The following is a 16,209-nucleotide window of genomic DNA, read 5'->3' as shown; positions in this document are numbered from 1 at the left end:
CGCTGCTGCTGACCCATGGCTTCGCCGATCGCGGCGGCACCGACCTGTTCCGGCTGGTCGAGCATCCGCAGGCGTCGGTGATCTGGGATCGGCTCGGCCGCGCCGGCATCCTGGTCCGGCCTTTCCCGGACGGGCCGACGCTGCTGCGCTTCGGCCTGCCCGCCGACGAGGCCGGCTTCGCCCGGCTGGCCGCCGCGCTGGGCTAGAGGCCGCGCAGCCGCGCCATCAGGTAGCTGTCGACATAGGCGCCGTCGCGATAGGCATAGGCGCGCTCGCAGCCTTCGATCTCGAAGCCGAACTTTTGGTACAAGGCGATCGCCGGCACGTTGTCGGTCCAGACCCCGAGTTCGAGCCGCTTCAGGTTCAGCCAGTTGTCGGCGGTGTCGAGCAGCGCCGCCATCAGCCCGGTGCCGATGCCCTGGCGATGGAAATCGTCATGCACGCCGCAGGTGACGGCGCCGGTATGGGCGCGCCGGCCCTTGCCCGGCTGCAGCAGCGCCCGGCCGACCACCCGTCCGCCGACCACCGCGGCGAGGTGGATGTCGTCGGCCGGCGCCGATTCGAGGCGCCTGCGCACCTCTTCCCTGGACTGGAAGGGCAGCCGCAGGGTGCCCCAGCGGTAGCGCGGCTGGACCTGCATCTCGGCGACATCGGGCCAGTCCGCGACCTGCAGCGCCCGGATGGTGAAGTCGATCATGGGGGCGGATCCTTCGGTTCCGGCGCGTCGGGGCGCGGCCAGGCGTTGCGGGCCCAGTTGGCGACGTAGGAGGCCAGGACCAGCGAGACGCCGGTGCCGATCCAGCTCGACTGGCCCTGCAGGTGGAACCAGATGAGAAAGGCGGCGAGGCCGGCCGCGGCGGCGAACAGGAACAGGGCGGGGAGACGGCTGCCGACCCTGATGTCGGCCGAGCCGGACATCTCGACGCCCGGGCCGGTCAGGCGCGTCGTCCGCCGTGGCGAATCCTGCTGCCGCAGCTCGACCGTCACCCGGCCCCGCCGGACCCGGCCGGCGCGGCGGCCGCGGCCGGAGGTGAGCGAGACCAGGATCATCGACACCACCATGGCGGCGACCGCCCAGGCGAAGGCGATGACGATCGGCAGGCCGGTCGCCGGGCGGTGCTCATGCCAGTACAGCTGGCGGGCGATCAAGGCCAGCCCGACCCCGAAGGCGGTGAACATGCCGCCGACCACGAGCATCGCGTTGGGCATGCGGGAGGGAATTCGCTTCGGCATGCTGCGACCATAATCCTGCCGGCCGCCGCCGCAAGCCGGTCCAAATCTGTTTTAAACTTAAAGCATTTCGTGATTAGATGGATGCAATCGCTTCCGCCCGGCGGGGGCGCATGAAAGACTGGCGGCGCGACCGGCGGCCATCGCCGGCGCCCGACAAGAAACGGGGGAGAGCATCATGGCGAGACGCGTTCCGGCCCTGCTTACGGCTGTCCTGCTGGCCGCGGCCCTGCCGTTGGGCGCGCAGGCCGAGGAGGGCAGGCTCAAGATCGGCTTCATGGCCACGCTCTCCGGCCCGCCGGCGGCCTTGGGCCAGCACATGCGCGACGGCTTCCAGCTCGGGGTCAAGGAGCTGGGCGGCAAGCTCGGCGGCGTGCCGACCGAGGTGGTGGTCGAGGATGACGAGCTGAAGCCCGACGTCGCGGTCAACAAGGTGCGCAAGCTCCTGGAGAGCGACCAGGTCGACATCGTCGTCGGCGTCGTCTTCTCCAACGTCATGATGGCGATCGCCAAGCCGGTGACCGATGCCGAGAAGATCCTGATCAGCCCCAATGCCGGGCCGTCGCCCCTCGCGGGTAAGGGCTGCAGCCCGTATTTCTTCTCGGTCTCCTACCAGAACGACCAGAACCACGAGGTCATGGGCAAATACGCCCAGGACAAGGGCTGGGCCAAGGTGGCGCTGATCGCCCCGAACTACCAGGCCGGCAAGGATGCGCTGGCCGGGTTCAAGCGCCACTACAAGGGCGAGGTGGCGGAGGAGATCTACACCCAGGTCAACCAGCAGGATTTCTCGGCCGAGCTGGCGAAGATCGCGGCGGCCGAGCCGCAGGCGGTGTTCGTGTTCATGCCCGGCGGCTCCGGCGTCAACCTGGTGCGGCAGTACCGCCAGGCCGGCCTGGCCGAGCGCATCCCGTTCCTGTCGGCCTTCACCGTCGACGAGACCACGCTGCCGGCCACCAAGGACGCGGCGCTGGGTCTCTTCGCCGGCGCGCAATGGGCGCCGAACCTCGACAACGCCGCCAACAAGGCCTTCGTCGCCGCCTTCGAGAAGGAATACGGCTACGAGCCGGCGCTATATGCCGCCAACGGCTACGACGCCGCCAAGCTGATCGACGCCGCCATCCGCCAGGCCGGCGGCAAGACCGATGCCGAGACGCTGAAATCGGCCATCCGCGATGCCAAATGGGCCAGCGTCCGCGGCGACTTCGCCTGGAACAAGAACAACTTCCCGGTGCAGGACTTCTACCTGACCGAGGTGGTGAAGCGCGACGACGGCAAGATCGTCACCAGCCGGGTGTCGACCGTCTTCCCGCATTACGGCGACGCCTACGCCGACCAGTGCAAGATGGATTGATCTGGCCGGCGCACTGTCCATGATCTTGCTGTTCCCCCCGCCATCATTGCGAGGAGGCGAAGCCGACGAAGCAATCCAGGGGCCACGTCAAGCGGCCCTGGATTGCTTCGCTGCGCTCGCAATGACGGTGTTGGTGGGTGGGATCGCCCTGCCATGAGCACCACCCTCCTGGTCGTCCAGACCCTGAACGGGCTGCAGCTCGGCGTGCTGCTGTTCCTGATCGCGGCCGGGCTGACGCTGGTGTTCGGGGTGATGGACTTCATCAACCTGGCGCATGGCGTGCAGTACATGCTGGGCGCCTATTTCGCCGTCGCCTTCTACGGCCTGACCGGCCACTTCCTGCTGGCCCTGCTGCTGGCGCTGGCGGCCGCGCTGCTGCTCGGGCTGGTGCTGGAGGTGCTGGTGTTCCGGCACCTCTACGGCCGCAGCCATCTCGACCAGGTGCTGGCCACCTTCGGGCTGATCCTGTTCTTCAACGAGGCGGTGCGGGCGCTCTGGGGCTCGTCGCCGCTGAGCTATCCGATGCCGGCGGTGCTGTCGGGGTCGATCGCGCTGATGCCGGGGCTCTTGTACCCGGTCTACCGGCTGGTGGTGCTGGCGGCGGGCCTGGGCGTCGCCCTGCTGCTGTGGGTCCTGATCGCGCGCACCCGGGTCGGCATGCGCGTCCGGGCCGGGGCCAGCAACGCCGACATGGTCTCGGCGCTGGGTGTCAACATCCGCCGGCTGTTCATGATCGTGTTCGGCGCCGGCACGATGCTGGCGGGCTTCGCCGGCGCCCTGGCCGGGCCGATCTTCGCGGTCGAGCCCAGCATGGGCGACAACTTCCTGATCCTGGCCTTCGTGGTGATCGTCATCGGCGGCATCGGCTCGATCAAGGGCGCCTTCATGGCCTCGCTGCTGGTCGGCCTGGTCGACACGCTCGGCCGGTCCTTCGCCACCGACCTGTTCCGCCTGGTGCTGGCGCCCGCCTCGGCCAACCAGGTCGGGCCGGCCCTGACCTCGATGCTGATCTACCTGCTGATGGCCGCGATTCTGTTCTGGCGCCCGGCCGGGCTGTTCCCGTCTCATGGCCAGTGACGCGATCACCGGGGCAGGGACCCCGGCCCCCTCCGCGCTGCGCTCGGTCTGGCCGGCGCTGGTGATCTTCGCCGTGCTGGCGCTGGTGCCGGTGGTGGCGCCGCTGCTCGGCGGCACCTATCCGCTGACCGTGGCCGGCCGGATCATGATCTTCGCCATCGCCGCGGTCAGCCTGGACCTGATCCTCGGCTATGGCGGGCTCGTGTCCTTCGGACATGCTGCCTTCATCGGCCTCGGCGCCTATGCCGTCGGCATCCTGGCCGATGCGGGAGTGGAGGAGGGGTTGGTGCTGCTGCCGGCGGCGATGCTGGCGGCGGCGGTCTTCGCAGCCCTGACCGGTGCGGTGTCGCTGAAGACCCGCGGCGTGCACTACATCATGATCACCCTGGCCTTCGGCCAGATGGCGTATTTCACCATGACCAGCCTGTCCGCCTATGGCGGCGACGACGGGCTGACGCTGTGGTCGCGGCCGCTGGTCGCCGGCTTCGATTGGCTGAACGACCGGTCAGCCTTCTACTACATCGTCCTGCTCCTGCTGGCCGCCGCCTGGGCGCTGTGCCGCGCCGTCACCCGCTCGCGCTTCGGCCGGGTGCTGCGCGGCTGCCGCGAGGATGAGGAGCGGATGCGCGCCCTCGGCTACGACCCGTTCGCCTACCGCCTGGCCGCGACCGTCATCGCCGGCGCCATTGCCGGCTTGGCCGGGGCGCTGCTGGCGATCCAGGCGGAGTTCGTCAGCCCGGCCTACATGTCCTGGCAGCGCTCGGGCGAGCTGATCGTGATGGTGGTGCTGGGCGGCATCGGCAGCCTGCACGGTGCCATCGTCGGCACCGCCGCCTTCCTGCTGGCCGAGGAGCTGCTGTCCGGCGTCACGGAGCATTGGCGGCTGATCTTCGGGCCGCTCCTGATCCTGGTCGTGCTGTTCCTGCGCGGCGGGCTGGGCGGCCTGCTGGGGAAGGTCCGGCATGACTGAGCCGGTGCTGCAGGTCGAGAACTTGAGCAAGCGCTTCGGCGCCCTGACCGTCACCGACGGCGTCGGCTTCGATGTCCGGCCCGGCGAGATCCACGCCCTGATCGGCCCGAACGGCGCCGGCAAGACCACGCTGATCCAGCAGATCTGCGGCCGTCACGCGCCCGATGCCGGCACCATCCGCTTCCTCGGCGAGGACATCACCCGCCTGCCGGCGCATCGCCGGGCCCAGCGCGGCCTGGCCCGCACCTTCCAGATCACCCGGCTGCTGCCAGGCTTCACCACGCTGCAGAACGTGGCGACGGCGGTGCAGCGCCGCCGCGGCTCCAGCTTCCGCTTCCTCCGCCCGGTGGGCCGCGACCGTGAGATCGACGCGGCGGCGCGGGCGCTGCTGCAGCGCACCGGCCTCGGCGGCCGCGCCGAGGTACCGGCGGCGGCGCTGAGCCATGGCGAGAAGCGCCAGCTCGAGCTCGCCATGGCCCTGGCGCTGGAGCCCAAGCTGCTGGTGCTGGACGAGCCGATGGCCGGCACCGGGCGCGAGGAGACGGCGCGGCTGGTCGAGCTGCTGCGCGGCCTGTCCGGCACCCTGCCGATGATCCTGGTCGAGCACGACATGAGCGCGGTCTTCGCCCTGGCCGACCGCATCTCGGTGCTGGTCTATGGCCGGGTCATCGCCACCGGCAGACCGGAGGCGATCCGCGCCAGCGCCGAGGTCCGCGCCGCCTATCTGGGCGAGGAGGCGGCGTGAGCGCGCTGCTGGAGGTCGAGGGGCTGGAGGCCGGCTATGGCGGTGCCCAGGTGCTGTTCGGCGTCTCCTTCCGCGTCGCGGCGGGGGAGATCGCGACCCTGCTCGGCCGCAACGGCATGGGCAAGACCACGACGATTCGCAGCCTCCTGGGCCTGCTGCGCCCGCGCGCCGGGCGGATCCGGTTCGACGGGGCGGACGTCACCGGCCTGCCGCCCTACCGCATCGCCCAGGCCGGCATCGGCCTGGTGCCGGAGGGGCGGCAGATCTTCCCGACCCTGACGGTCGAGGAGAACCTGGTCGCCACCGCCGCCGACCGCTTCGGCCGCAGGACGCCCTGGACGCTCGACCGGGTCTATGCCGTGTTCCCCCGCCTGGCGGAGCGGCGGCGGCATGGCGGCCGCCAGCTGTCGGGCGGCGAGCAGCAGATGCTGGCCATCGGCCGGGCGCTGATGACCAACCCGAAGCTCTTGGTGCTGGACGAGGCGACCGAGGGGCTGGCGCCGCTGATCCGGGCCGAGATCTGGGACTGCCTGGACCGGTTGAAAAGTGAGGGCCAGTCGATCCTGATCGTCGACAAGACCCTCGACGCACTGCTGCGCCTGGCCCAGCGCCACGCGGTGATCGAGAAGGGGCGGGTGGTGTGGAGCGGCACCAGCGCCGAGCTCGCCACAGCCGAGGGAACACGGGAGCGATATTTGGCGCTATAATCTGGACAGTGTCGTCCAGCCTGGGAGAGCCAGATGAACACCGCCAACCTTCAGCTCGAAGGCGTCTATGCCGCGCTCACCGCGCTGATGACGGCGCTGCGCGACAAGGGGCTGCTCGACCAGGAGGAGATCGACCAGGCGCTGGCGAAGGCCGAGGCCGGCCTCGCCGCCGATGCGCGGCGGCCGGCCGAGATCAGCGCCGCCAATGTCGAGGCGATCTGCTTCCCGCTGCGCTATCTGCGCATGGCGAACAAGGCGGCGGCCGAGGATCCGGCGCCGTCCTTCTCGGTCCTCGCCGCCCGTGTCGGACAGAGCAAGGTGCGCGTTCCATCTGTCTGACAAATAGCCGTTGCGCCGCCTCCCGAGCGCTGCCAGAGTTTCCCCGGGGCTCGTCAAGAAGCCCCGGGTGGCTGTCCTGGGACAGCACGATATCGGGAGGACGTCCATGGGTGAGCGTGAGCATCGCAGCCGTCGTGATTTCATCATGGCCGCGGCGGCCACGGCCGGCGCGGCGGCCGCATTCGGCGGTCTGGATCTCAAGATGGCGGCGCAGGCGGCGGAAGCCGTCGGCCGGTCCGAAAAGCCGCTCAAGGCAGCTTTCTCCAACGCCGGGCTTCAGGCCACCTGGTGCGCCCAGGGCAAGCAGGCGGCGGAATACTGGGGCAAGCTGTTCAATGTCGAGATCACTTGGTTCGACGGCGAGCTGGCGGCGCCGAAGCAGCGCACCGCGATCGACAACATGGCGTCCCAGAAATGGGATTTCGTGGCGATCCAGGCCTTCGGCATCGGCACGCTGACCCAGCCGGTGCAGAAGATGATCGACGCCGGCATCCCGGTGATCGACATGGACACGCTGATCGCGCCGCTGGACCAGATCAACATCCACTCCTTCCTGGCGCCGGACAACGAGTTCATGGGCGCCGCCGTGACCCAGGCGCTGTGCACCGCCATCAAGGGCGAGGGCACTATCATCATGACCCAGGGCGCGCTGGGCCACACCGGGGCGCAGGGCCGGGCCCGCGGCTTCGAATCGGTGGTCAAGCAGTTCCCGAAGATCGAGGTGCTGAACACCGATCCTGCCGACTGGGACGTGTCGAAGACCGCCCGGCTGTGGGAGACGCACCTGACCAAGTACCCGAAGATCAGCGCCGCCTTCTTCCACAATGACGACATGGCGCTGGCCGCCTACAACGTGATGAAGGCCCGCAACCGCACCGACATCCTGATCGGCGGCGTCGACGCCATGCCGCCGGCGATCCAGGCGGTGTCGGACGGGCGCATGTACGCGACCGTGCGCAACCCGTCCTGCCGCATCCATGGCGGCGCCGTGATCGCCGGTGTCGCCGCGGTGACCGCCGGGGAGAAGAGCGGCGAGGGCATCCCGAAGTCGGTCGTCACCGACGGCCCGGTGGTGACCAAGTCGAACGCGGCCGGCATGCAGTGGATGCAGGATCATTTCCTGATCTGATCGGAGCAGCCCCTGTACCGTCATTGCGAGCGCAGCGAAGCGATCCAGGGCCGTTTGGCGTGGCCTCTGGATTGCTTTGTCGGCTTCGCCTCCTCGCAATGACGGCTGGCGGCAGAAAGCACACAGGACGATGACCGATACCCCCGTGCTCGAGCTCAGCGGCATCTCGAAGGCGTTCGGCGGCGTCCGGGCCCTTCGGGGTGTCGACTTCGTGCTCAAGGCCGGCGAGATCCATGGCCTGGTCGGCGAGAACGGCGCCGGCAAGTCGACCATGATGAAGATCATCGCCGGCGTGCATTCCGGCTATGAGGGCACGATGCGGATCGATGGCCGCGAGGTCCGCTTCCGCTCGGCCCGCGACGCCCTGGCAGCCGGGGTCGGCATGGTGCATCAGGAGCTGAGCATCGTGCCGGACCTCAGCGTCGCCGAGAACGTGTTCCTCGGGTCGCAGCCGCTGACCCGGCTCGGTGTCGTCGACTGGGCCGGCATGCGCCGCGCGGCGGAGGAGCAGCTGCGCCGCCTGGGCATCGACATCGATCCGCGCACCCCCGCCGGCGCGCTGCCGATCGGGCTGCAGCAGATGGTCGAGATCGCCCGGGTGCTGTTCTCCGGCGCCCGCATCATCATCCTGGACGAGCCGACCTCGGCCCTGTCGCCGCCGGAAATCGAGCGGCTGTTCGGGGTGCTGCGGCGGCTGCGCGACGAGGGGCGCAGCTTCGTCTTCATCTCCCACTTCCTCGACGACATCCTGCGGATCTCCGATTCGGTGACGGTGTTCCGCAACGGCCAGCATGTGATGAGCGCGGCCGCCGCGGAGACCAGCAAGACCATGCTGATCGACCGCATGATTGGCACCGGCCATGACGAGCTGGGAGAGAGCTACACCGGCGAGATCCGGCTGGACCCGAAGCCCGGCCACCCGGTGGTGCTGTCGGTCGACGGGCTGTCGCTGGCCGGCCGCTACCAGAATATCTCGCTGCAGGTCCGGGCCGGCGAGGTGCTGGGCATCTACGGCTTCATGGGCTGCGGCCAGCTGGAGCTGGCGCGGACGCTGTTCGGCAAGCTGCCCGCGGATGCCGGCCGAATCTCGATCGCCGGACAGCCGGCGCGGCTGTCGACGACCGCCAAGGCCCGCCGCGCCGGCATTGCCTTCGTGCCGGAGAGCCGGCGGGCGATGCTGTTCCACCACGAGCCGATCTACAAGAACGTCTCGATCAGCATCCTCGACCGGATCTCGCGCTTCCTGCTGCGGCCGGAGGCGGAGAGGACCATCGCCCGCCGGCATGTCGAGGCGCTGCGCATCCGCACCCCGCATGTCGATGCCGAGCTCGGCGCCCTGTCGGGCGGCAACCAGCAGAAGGTGGCGCTGGCCAAGTGGCTGACCCATGCGCCGCGGGTGCTGATCCTGAGCGAGCCGACCCGCGGCATGGATGTCGGCGCCAAGGAGGATGTGGTCGGCATCGTCCGCGGCCTGCGCGACCAGGGCATCGGCGTCATCGTGGTCTCGGCGGAGCCGGAGACGGTGCTGTCGCTGGCCGACCGCATCCTGGTGATGTGCAAGGGCCAGATCACCCGCGAATTCGCGGACGGAACGGTCAGCAAGGACCGCCTGCTCGAGGCGGCGTGACAGGGGACGGACATCGGATGGGCGCGCAGACCACACAGACCGCCGGCGGTTCCGGCTCCCGGCTCGGCGCGCTGCTGAGCAGCCAGCTGCGCAACATCGCGCCCTTCATCACGCTGATCGCGCTGGTGGTGTTCTTCAGCATCGCCAGCCCGTCCTTCCTGACGGTCGACAATTTTAGCAACGTGCTGAACCAGGTGTCGGTCACGGCGATCATCGCGGTCGGCCTGACCTTCGTGATCCTGTGCGCCGAGATCGACCTGTCGGTCGCCGCCATCGCCAATGCCGCCGGCATCATCGTGGCCTTCTTCACGGTGCAGGAATCCTACGTCAACATCGCCAACGTGCCGCTGCCGGGCTGGGCCGCCATCGTGGTGGCGCTGGCAGCCTGCGTGGCGCTGGGGATGATCAACGCCTTCGGCGTGACCCGGATCGGCATCCCGTCCTTCATCATGACGCTGGCGATGATGCAGATCGGCGCCGGCATCTGCGCCATGCTGGTGCGCGGCCAGATCGCCTATGCCGTGCCGCCGATCCTCGTCACTCTCGGCTCGGGCTCGATCGGCGGGGTGCCGTGGATCGTGATCGTGGCCGGCATCACGCTGCTGGTCGCCCATCTGGTGCTGACCTATACGCGCTTCGGCCGCTACGTCTACATGGTCGGCGGCAATCGCGAGGCGGCGGAGTTCTCCGGCGTCAACGTTCGGGTCATCATCGGCGCGGTGCTGGTGATCTCTGCCGTCTGCTCCGGCCTCGCCGGCATGCTCGGCGTCGCCTATTTCGGCAGCGCCCAGCAGAACGAGTTCGACACCTTCCTGCTTGACGCCATCGCCGCGGTGGTGGTCGGCGGCACCAGCCTGTTCGGCGGCCGCGGCGGCATCGGCAACACCATCGTCGGCGTGCTGATCCTGGGCGTGCTGAACAACGGGCTGGACCATGTCGACATCGACAGCTTCCTGAAGATCCTGATCCGCGGCCTGATCCTGCTGGCGGCGCTGGTCATCAACGTCTACGCCCAGCGGCTGCGGACGACGGCCCGCGGCGCCACGTCCGCTTGACGGCGCCGCGGCGAGGCTTATCTAGGGGACGCCCGGCGTTTCCTCGCCGCGGTCGGTGTATCAGCAGATGACGGAGCCCATGGCCACCCCGCAGACCGGTCCGGACGACGCCTCGCATGACCACGAGGACATCCTGTATCCGGAGGCGGGCCCGTTCGTCCTGCTCCACCTCGCCAGCTTCGCGGCGATCTGGACCGGAATCACCTGGCAGGCCGTGGCGATCTGCGTGGTGCTGTACGTCCTGCGCATCTTCGCCATCGGCGCCGGCTACCACCGCTATTTCGCCCATCGCGCCTATTCCACCAGCCGGGTGTTCCAGTTCATCCTGGCCTTCCTGTCGCAGAGCACGGCGCAGAAGAGCACGCTGTGGTGGGCCGCTAAGCACCGGCACCACCACCAGCATTCCGACACCGAGCAGGACGTGCACTCGCCCCGGCACCGGGGCTTCGTCTATGCCCATCTCGGCTGGATCTTCTCGACCCGGCACCGCACCACGGATCTGAGCAAGATCGCGGATTTCGCGCGCTACCCCGAGCTGATGCTGCTGCACAAATGGGAGCTGACCCCGGCCGTGATCCTGGCCGCGATCACCTTCCTGATCGGCGGCTGGTCCGGCCTCGTGGTCGGCTTCGTCTGGAGCACGGTGCTGGTCTATCACGGCACCTTCTGCATCAACTCGCTGGCGCATGTGCATGGCCGCAAGCGCTATGTCACCGGCGACGATTCCCGCAACAATTGGCTGCTCGCTTTGGTGACCATGGGCGAGGGCTGGCACAACAACCACCACGCCTATCAGAGCAGCGTGCGCCAGGGCTTCAAGTGGTGGGAGGTCGACCCGACCTTCTACATCCTCAAGGCCCTGTCCTGGTGCGGCGTGATCTGGAACCTCAAGACTCCGCCGGAGGCCGTGCTGCGCAACGAGCAGCGCCTCGGCAGCAAGGTCATCGAGCGCGCGGCGGCCGACCTGGCGGCCAGCTTCCCGGCGGAGCGGATCGCGGCGGCGCTGCACGAAGCGCTGGCCCATGCCCATGCGCCGACCCTGGCCGACCTGCGCGACGCGCTGGCGACGGCGCAGCACAAGACCGTGGACCTGCTGGCCAAGGCGCATCTGCCGAGCTTCCCGACGCGGGAGGCCGTCCGGCTGCGGGCCACGGCGATGTTCGCCAAGACCCGGTCGATGGACGACATCGTCGAACGGGCGCATCGCCTGGTGCTGGAAGCCGTCGGCAAGCGCCTCCCGGCGGCCTGAGCCGCGGCATCGATTGACCGCCTGCCACCCGCCGCCTACTGTGCCGCCATCGCGCAGCCGGTTCCCCGAAGGCGAAGGCCCGAGGGGATGAGAGGCGTTTCGAAAATGCGCTGGTGTGAGTCGGCTGGTGGTGGTTTCGAGAACCGGAGCGCAGCGCACGTTTGGTGCGTGAGCACCGGAAGCGCGGAAACCGCCGCCAGACGGCCGCACCAGTAGCATTTACGAAATGCCTCGGAAAAGGGAACGCGGGATGGCCGACCTTCGGCCTGATCCGCGGCTGCCCCCGCAACTGTAGGCGGCGAGCCCACCTCCGACAGCCACTGGCCGATGGCCGGGAAGGCGGGGGCAGGCGACGACCCGCGAGCCAGGAGACCTGCCGGCGAGGCGATGCGTGCGAACCGCCGGGCGGGGTGAACCGGTGGCGCGGGATGCGCGGCGCTTCACGGCACCGTCTCCGGCGTCCAAGCCCTGTCCGGCCGAGCGAGGGGCGAGGGCGTGCTGCATCGACCGAACCATGGCTGAGCTGCCGGCGGCGACGCTGGTGCTGGGCGGCGCCCGGTCGGGCAAGAGCCGCCATGCCGAGGCGCTGGTCGAGAGCCAGCCCGGCGACTGCGTCTATCTCGCCACCGCCGAGGCCTGGGATGCCGAGATGGTGGAACGCATCTCCCGCCACCAGGCGCAGCGCGGCTCGCGCTGGCGCACGGTCGAGGCGCCGCTGGAGCTGGTCGAGACCCTCGGCCAGGCGGCCGGCCGCGGCCGCGCCGTGCTGGTCGACTGCCTGACGCTCTGGCTGTCCAATCTCATGCATGCCGACCGCGACATCGCCGCCGAGACCGAGCGGCTGGTGCGCTGGCTCGCGGCCCCGCCCGGCCCGGTGGTGCTGGTGTCGAACGAGGTCGGCCTCGGCATCGTCCCCGACAACGCCCTGGCCCGCGCCTTCCGCGACCATGCCGGCCGCCTGCACCAGGCCGTGGCCGCCGTCGTGCCCTCCGTCGTCTTCGTCGCCGCCGGCCTTCCCCTGACCCTGAAATCCGCCTGAGGACCCGCATGCCCGCCAAGATCCCCGCCACCGTCGTCACCGGCTTCCTCGGCGCCGGCAAGACCACGCTGATCCGCCACCTGCTGCAGACCGCCAATGGCCGCCGGCTGGCGCTGATCATCAACGAGTTCGGCGATGTCGGCGTCGACGGCGACCTGCTGCGCAGCTGTGGCGACGCCACCTGCCGCGAGGAGGATGTGGTGGAGCTGGCCAATGGCTGCATCTGCTGCACAGTGGCCGACGACTTCATCCCGACCATCGAGAAGCTGCTGGCCCGCGACGAGCCGCCGGAGCACATCGTGATCGAGACCAGCGGCCTGGCCCTGCCGAAGCCGCTGGTGAAGGCCTTCGGCTGGCCGGAGATCCGCACCCGGGTGACGGTCGACGGCGTCATCACCGTGATCGACGGCGCCGCCGTGTCCGAGGGCCGCTTCGTGCCGGATGAGGAGGCCCTGGCGGCCCAGCGCGCGGCCGACGAGGCTCTGGACCATGACAGCCCGCTGGAGGAGCTGTTCGAGGACCAGCTGGCCTGCGCCGACATGGTGATCCTGAACAAGACCGACCTCTTGGACGACGACTCGCTGTCCGCGGTCTCGACCGACCTCGCCACCCAGCTGCGGCCGGGGGTGAAGGTGGTCAAGGCACGGCACGGCGCCATCGACGCCGCGGTGCTGCTGGGCCTCGGCGCCGCGGCCGAGGACGACCTGGCGGCGCGCCCCTCGCATCACGATGCGGAGGAGGAGCATGACCACGACGATTTCGAGAGCTTCCATGTCGATCTCGGCACGGTGGCCGACCCGGACGCGCTGGCCGCCAGGCTGAAGCCGGTGATCGAGGCGCATGACATCCTGCGGCTGAAGGGCTTCGCCGAGGTCGCGGGCAAGCCGATGCGGCTGGTGGTGCAGGCGGTCGGCGGCCGCATCCAGCACTATTACGACCGCGCCTGGCGCACCGAGGAACCGCGCGGCACCACCCTGGTGGTGATCGGCGAGCGCGGCCTGGATCGCGATGCGATCACCAAGGCGCTGACGGCCTGAGACCAATGGTGGCGCCGGCTCTCCCCCTCACCCGAAATCGCTGCGCGATTTCGACCTCTCCCCAACGGAGAGGTGCATCAGCGCGCGCTGGTTGTTCCCCTCTCCTCGGGGAGAGGGAGGGGCCCGTCGCGTTGGCGACGGGAGGGTGAGGGGGAGCAGGCCTCTCCATTGGAAAGCCGTCCCTGATGCATCTCCTCGCCGCCAAGCCGGGCAGCATCGCCGACGGGTCGGAGGCGGTCGATCTGGGCCAGAGCCCGGGCGACATCGTCGTCCTGACCGCGGCGGACACCGAGCTCGCCTGCCTGTCGGCGGCGCGGGCCGGCTTGGGTGAGGCGTTTCCCCGGCTGCGCCTGGCCAACCTGCTGCAGCTCGGCCACAACCTGTCGGTCGACACCTATGTCGACGACGTGGTCAGCCGGGCCAGGCTGGTGGTGGTGCGGCTGCTCGGCGGCGCCGGCTATTGGCGTTACGGCATCGAGCAGGTGCATGCCGCCTGCCGGCGCGAGGGTATCCCGCTCGCCGTGCTGCCGGGCGACGACAAGCCCGACGCCGACCTCGACGATCTCTCCACATTGCCGGCGGAGGCGAGGGGCCGGCTGTGGCGCTATCTGGTCGAGGGCGGTATCGAGAACGCCCGCAGCTTCCTGGCCTATGCCGGGAGCTTGATCGGCCACGACCTGCCCTGGGCCGAGCCCCGGCCGCTGCTGCGCGCCGGCCTGTACTGGCCGGATCTGCGGCACCCGTCGTTCGGCGAGATCGAGCAGCGGTGGAGGGAAGAACCGATCGAGTCCCCCCTCCCCTCGCGGGAGGGGGGTAGGGGAGGGGGTTCGAGCAGCAAGAGCCGTCGCCCAAAGACCGACCGGCGATACCGAGCCCTTCGTTCGACAACCCCCTCCCCTACCCCCTCCCGCGAGGGGAGGGGGGACTCAAAAGGGAAGCGGCGGGGAAGACGGACGGGAGGCCACCACCGCCCCCGTCATCGGCCTGGTCTTCTACCGCGCCCTGGTGCAGGCCGGGAACCTGGCGCCGGTCGACGCGCTGGTCGCGGCGCTGCGCGAGCGCGGCCTTAACCCGCTGCCGATCTTCGTCTCCAGCCTCAAGGACGCGGTGTCGGCCGAGCTGATCACCGACGCCTTCGCCCGCCGCCCGCCTTCGGTGATCCTGAACGCCACCAGCTTCGCCGTCTCCAGCCCTGGCGGCCCGGCCCAGCCGACGCCGTTCGACGCGGCCGACTGCCCCGTCCTGCAGGTGGTGTTCGCCGGCGGCGGCGAAGCGGCGTGGCGCGACGGCACCCGCGGCCTGTCGGCGCAGGACCTGGCGATGAATGTCGCGCTGACCGAGATCGACGGACGGGTCCTGACCCGCGCCGTGTCCTTCAAGTCGGAGGCGCGCTGGGACAAGCTGACCGAATGCACCGTGGTGTCCTACCGCCCGGTGCCGGACCGGATCGGCTTCGTCGCCGACCTCGCCGCCGCCTGGGCTGGGCTGCGCCGCACGCCGCCGGCTGAACGCCGCGTGGCGCTGGTGCTGGCCAACTATCCGAACCGTGACGGCCGCCTCGGCAACGGCGTCGGCCTCGACACCCCGGCCGGGACTATCGAGGTGCTGCGCGCCCTGGCCGAAGCCGGCTACCGAGTCGAGGACCTGCCCGAGGATGCGGCGGCGCTGATGGCCCGGGTCTCCGCCGGCCCGACCAACGCGCTGGCGGACCGGGCGGGCCGCTCCGGCGGCGTCTCCTATCCCCTCGCCGAGTACCGCGCCTTCTTCGACGGCCTACCCGAGGCCGTGCGGGCCGCCGTGACGGCCCGCTGGGGTGAGCCCGAGGCCGATCCCTTCGTCGTGGCCGGCGCCTTCCGCCTGGCGGTGCATCGATTCGGCAACGTCGTCATCGGCGTGCAGCCGGCGCGCGGCTACAACATCGACCCGCAGGCGACCTATCACGACCCGGACCTGGTGCCGCCGCATGGCTATCTGGCCTTCTACGCCTGGCTGCGCCGCAGCTTCGGCGGCCAGGCCATCGTCCATATGGGCAAGCACGGCAACCTGGAATGGCTGCCGGGCAAGGCGCTGGCGCTGTCGCAGGACTGCTTCCCGGAGGCCGCCTTCGGCCCCGTGCCGCATCTCTACCCCTTCATCGTCAACGATCCCGGCGAGGGCACCCAGGCCAAGCGCCGCGCCGCCGCCGTGATCATCGATCATTTGACGCCGCCGCTGACCCGGGCCGAAAGCTACGGCCCGCTCAAGGACCTGGAGGCGCTGGTCGACGAGTATTACGAGGCTGCCGGCATGGACCCGCGCCGGCTCAAGCATCTGCGCGACCGCATCCTCGACCTCGCCTGGTCGACCGGCCTGGATCGCGATTGCGGCGTGGCGGCGGATGCCGATTCCGACTCCGCCTTGGCGCAGATCGACAACCATCTCTGCGAGCTGAAGGAGATGCAGATCCGCGACGGGCTGCACATCTTCGGCCGCTCGCCGGAGGGCGACCAGCGCACCGACCTGCTGGTGGCGCTGACCCGAGTGCCGCGCGGGGCCGGGCAGGGCGGCGACGCCTCGCTGATCCGCGCCCTGGCGCATGATCTCGGCCTCGGCTTCGACCCGCTGGACTGCCGCTTCGGCGATGCCTGGGCCGGGCCGCGTCCGGCGGCGCT

16 protein-coding genes, 1 pseudogene and 1 riboswitch are annotated in these 16,209 nt (G+C 69.9%); of the genes and pseudogenes, 15 read left to right on the top strand and 2 right to left on the bottom strand.

The window, feature by feature from the left end:
* Window positions 1–206: pseudogene (locus tag P409_RS38805) on the top strand (threonine-phosphate decarboxylase); the annotation flags it as partial.
* Here the strand turns inward: P409_RS38805 and P409_RS09325 are convergent.
* Window positions 203–697: a GNAT family N-acetyltransferase gene (locus P409_RS09325; protein ID WP_193366482.1), complete on the bottom strand. Its 495-nt coding sequence runs from the start codon at window positions 695–697 to the stop codon at window positions 203–205. The pseudogene P409_RS38805 and the gene P409_RS09325 sit on opposite strands and share 4 nt — an antisense overlap.
* Window positions 694–1,233 (bottom strand): hypothetical protein, encoded by a 540-nt coding sequence (locus P409_RS09320; protein ID WP_152613307.1) that lies wholly within the window; start codon window positions 1,231–1,233, stop codon window positions 694–696. Before P409_RS09320 ends, P409_RS09325 begins: the two co-directional genes overlap by 4 nt.
* Window positions 1,234–1,408: 175 nt before the next feature.
* On the opposite strand from P409_RS09320, the gene P409_RS09315 reads away from it, so the two are divergent.
* From P409_RS09315 to P409_RS09250, 14 genes are all read left to right on the top strand, one after another.
* Window positions 1,409–2,584 (top strand): ABC transporter substrate-binding protein, encoded by a 1,176-nt coding sequence (locus tag P409_RS09315; protein WP_052120255.1) that lies wholly within the window; start codon window positions 1,409–1,411, stop codon window positions 2,582–2,584.
* A gap of 153 nt (window positions 2,585–2,737) precedes the next feature.
* Window positions 2,738–3,661 carry a branched-chain amino acid ABC transporter permease gene (locus tag P409_RS09310; RefSeq protein ID WP_034834613.1) on the top strand — a complete coding sequence of 308 codons (924 nt, stop codon included), beginning with the start codon at window positions 2,738–2,740 and terminating at the stop codon, window positions 3,659–3,661.
* Window positions 3,651–4,631, top strand: coding sequence for a branched-chain amino acid ABC transporter permease (locus P409_RS09305; protein ID WP_052120253.1), 981 nt, complete (start codon window positions 3,651–3,653; stop codon window positions 4,629–4,631). The genes P409_RS09310 and P409_RS09305 overlap by 11 nt, the downstream gene beginning before the upstream one ends.
* Window positions 4,624–5,376 (top strand): ABC transporter ATP-binding protein, encoded by a 753-nt coding sequence (locus tag P409_RS09300; protein ID WP_034834611.1) that lies wholly within the window; start codon window positions 4,624–4,626, stop codon window positions 5,374–5,376. The genes P409_RS09305 and P409_RS09300 overlap by 8 nt, the downstream gene beginning before the upstream one ends.
* 5 nt (window positions 5,377–5,381) lie before the next feature.
* The gene (locus tag P409_RS09295) at window positions 5,382–6,083 is read left to right on the top strand and encodes an ABC transporter ATP-binding protein (RefSeq protein WP_152613308.1); all 702 of its coding nucleotides are present in this window, start codon (window positions 5,382–5,384) and stop codon (window positions 6,081–6,083) included.
* 33 nt (window positions 6,084–6,116) lie between these two features.
* A complete protein-coding gene (locus P409_RS09290) occupies window positions 6,117–6,422 on the top strand; it encodes a hypothetical protein (RefSeq protein WP_034834607.1) in 306 nt (101 codons plus the stop codon).
* A gap of 106 nt (window positions 6,423–6,528) precedes the next feature.
* Window positions 6,529–7,551: a sugar ABC transporter substrate-binding protein gene (locus P409_RS09285; protein ID WP_034834605.1), complete on the top strand. Its 1,023-nt coding sequence runs from the start codon at window positions 6,529–6,531 to the stop codon at window positions 7,549–7,551.
* A gap of 130 nt (window positions 7,552–7,681) precedes the next feature.
* Window positions 7,682–9,178 (top strand): sugar ABC transporter ATP-binding protein, encoded by a 1,497-nt coding sequence (locus P409_RS09280; protein ID WP_034834603.1) that lies wholly within the window; start codon window positions 7,682–7,684, stop codon window positions 9,176–9,178.
* 17 nt (window positions 9,179–9,195) lie between these two features.
* The gene (locus P409_RS09275; RefSeq protein ID WP_034834601.1) at window positions 9,196–10,233 is read left to right on the top strand and encodes an ABC transporter permease; all 1,038 of its coding nucleotides are present in this window, start codon (window positions 9,196–9,198) and stop codon (window positions 10,231–10,233) included.
* A 79-nt stretch (window positions 10,234–10,312) separates the two neighbouring features.
* A complete protein-coding gene (locus P409_RS09270; RefSeq protein ID WP_034834599.1) occupies window positions 10,313–11,482 on the top strand; it encodes an acyl-CoA desaturase in 1,170 nt (389 codons plus the stop codon).
* A 212-nt stretch (window positions 11,483–11,694) separates the two neighbouring features.
* Window positions 11,695–11,859, top strand: a riboswitch (cobalamin riboswitch).
* A 137-nt stretch (window positions 11,860–11,996) separates the two neighbouring features.
* Window positions 11,997–12,521, top strand: coding sequence for a bifunctional adenosylcobinamide kinase/adenosylcobinamide-phosphate guanylyltransferase (gene cobU / locus P409_RS09265; RefSeq protein ID WP_034834597.1), 525 nt, complete (start codon window positions 11,997–11,999; stop codon window positions 12,519–12,521).
* Between the two features lie 8 nt (window positions 12,522–12,529).
* Complete coding sequence (cobW, locus tag P409_RS09260) at window positions 12,530–13,558, top strand: cobalamin biosynthesis protein CobW (protein ID WP_034834595.1); 1,029 nt, start codon at window positions 12,530–12,532, stop codon at window positions 13,556–13,558.
* Between the two features lie 185 nt (window positions 13,559–13,743).
* Entirely contained in the window at window positions 13,744–14,628 is an 885-nt protein-coding gene (locus tag P409_RS41390; RefSeq protein ID WP_034834592.1) for a hypothetical protein, read from the top strand.
* Window positions 14,564–16,209, top strand: a 1,646-nt coding sequence (locus P409_RS09250; RefSeq protein WP_430515631.1) for a cobaltochelatase subunit CobN, incomplete at its 3' end; no start/stop codon positions are given. The genes P409_RS41390 and P409_RS09250, both read left to right, overlap by 65 nt.

This window comes from Inquilinus limosus MP06, from assembly GCF_000767795.1.
Lineage (GTDB): Bacteria > Pseudomonadota > Alphaproteobacteria > DSM-16000 > Inquilinaceae > Inquilinus > Inquilinus limosus_E.
Note: the sequence above shows the minus strand (reverse complement) of the source record. Positions and strands in the feature narration are given on the sequence as shown.

What these genes read in the sequence shown, in the direction of transcription:
- P409_RS09300 (WP_034834611.1), top strand. Translation starts at nt 4,624, where the DNA reads ATGACTGAGCCGGTGCTGCAGGTCGAGAACTTGAGCAAGCGCTTCGGC.
- P409_RS41390 (WP_034834592.1), top strand. Translation starts at nt 13,744, where the DNA reads ATGCATCTCCTCGCCGCCAAGCCGGGCAGCATCGCCGACGGGTCGGAG.
- P409_RS09270 (WP_034834599.1), top strand. Translation starts at nt 10,313, where the DNA reads ATGGCCACCCCGCAGACCGGTCCGGACGACGCCTCGCATGACCACGAG.
- P409_RS09285 (WP_034834605.1), top strand. Translation starts at nt 6,529, where the DNA reads ATGGGTGAGCGTGAGCATCGCAGCCGTCGTGATTTCATCATGGCCGCG.
- cobU (WP_034834597.1), top strand. Translation starts at nt 11,997, where the DNA reads ATGGCTGAGCTGCCGGCGGCGACGCTGGTGCTGGGCGGCGCCCGGTCG.
- P409_RS09305 (WP_052120253.1), top strand. Translation starts at nt 3,651, where the DNA reads ATGGCCAGTGACGCGATCACCGGGGCAGGGACCCCGGCCCCCTCCGCG.
- P409_RS09315 (WP_052120255.1), top strand. Translation starts at nt 1,409, where the DNA reads ATGGCGAGACGCGTTCCGGCCCTGCTTACGGCTGTCCTGCTGGCCGCG.
- P409_RS09325 (WP_193366482.1), bottom strand. Translation starts at nt 697, where the DNA reads ATGATCGACTTCACCATCCGGGCGCTGCAGGTCGCGGACTGGCCCGAT.
- P409_RS09280 (WP_034834603.1), top strand. Translation starts at nt 7,682, where the DNA reads ATGACCGATACCCCCGTGCTCGAGCTCAGCGGCATCTCGAAGGCGTTC.
- P409_RS09320 (WP_152613307.1), bottom strand. Translation starts at nt 1,233, where the DNA reads ATGCCGAAGCGAATTCCCTCCCGCATGCCCAACGCGATGCTCGTGGTC.
- P409_RS09310 (WP_034834613.1), top strand. Translation starts at nt 2,738, where the DNA reads ATGAGCACCACCCTCCTGGTCGTCCAGACCCTGAACGGGCTGCAGCTC.
- P409_RS09290 (WP_034834607.1), top strand. Translation starts at nt 6,117, where the DNA reads ATGAACACCGCCAACCTTCAGCTCGAAGGCGTCTATGCCGCGCTCACC.
- cobW (WP_034834595.1), top strand. Translation starts at nt 12,530, where the DNA reads ATGCCCGCCAAGATCCCCGCCACCGTCGTCACCGGCTTCCTCGGCGCC.
- P409_RS09275 (WP_034834601.1), top strand. Translation starts at nt 9,196, where the DNA reads ATGGGCGCGCAGACCACACAGACCGCCGGCGGTTCCGGCTCCCGGCTC.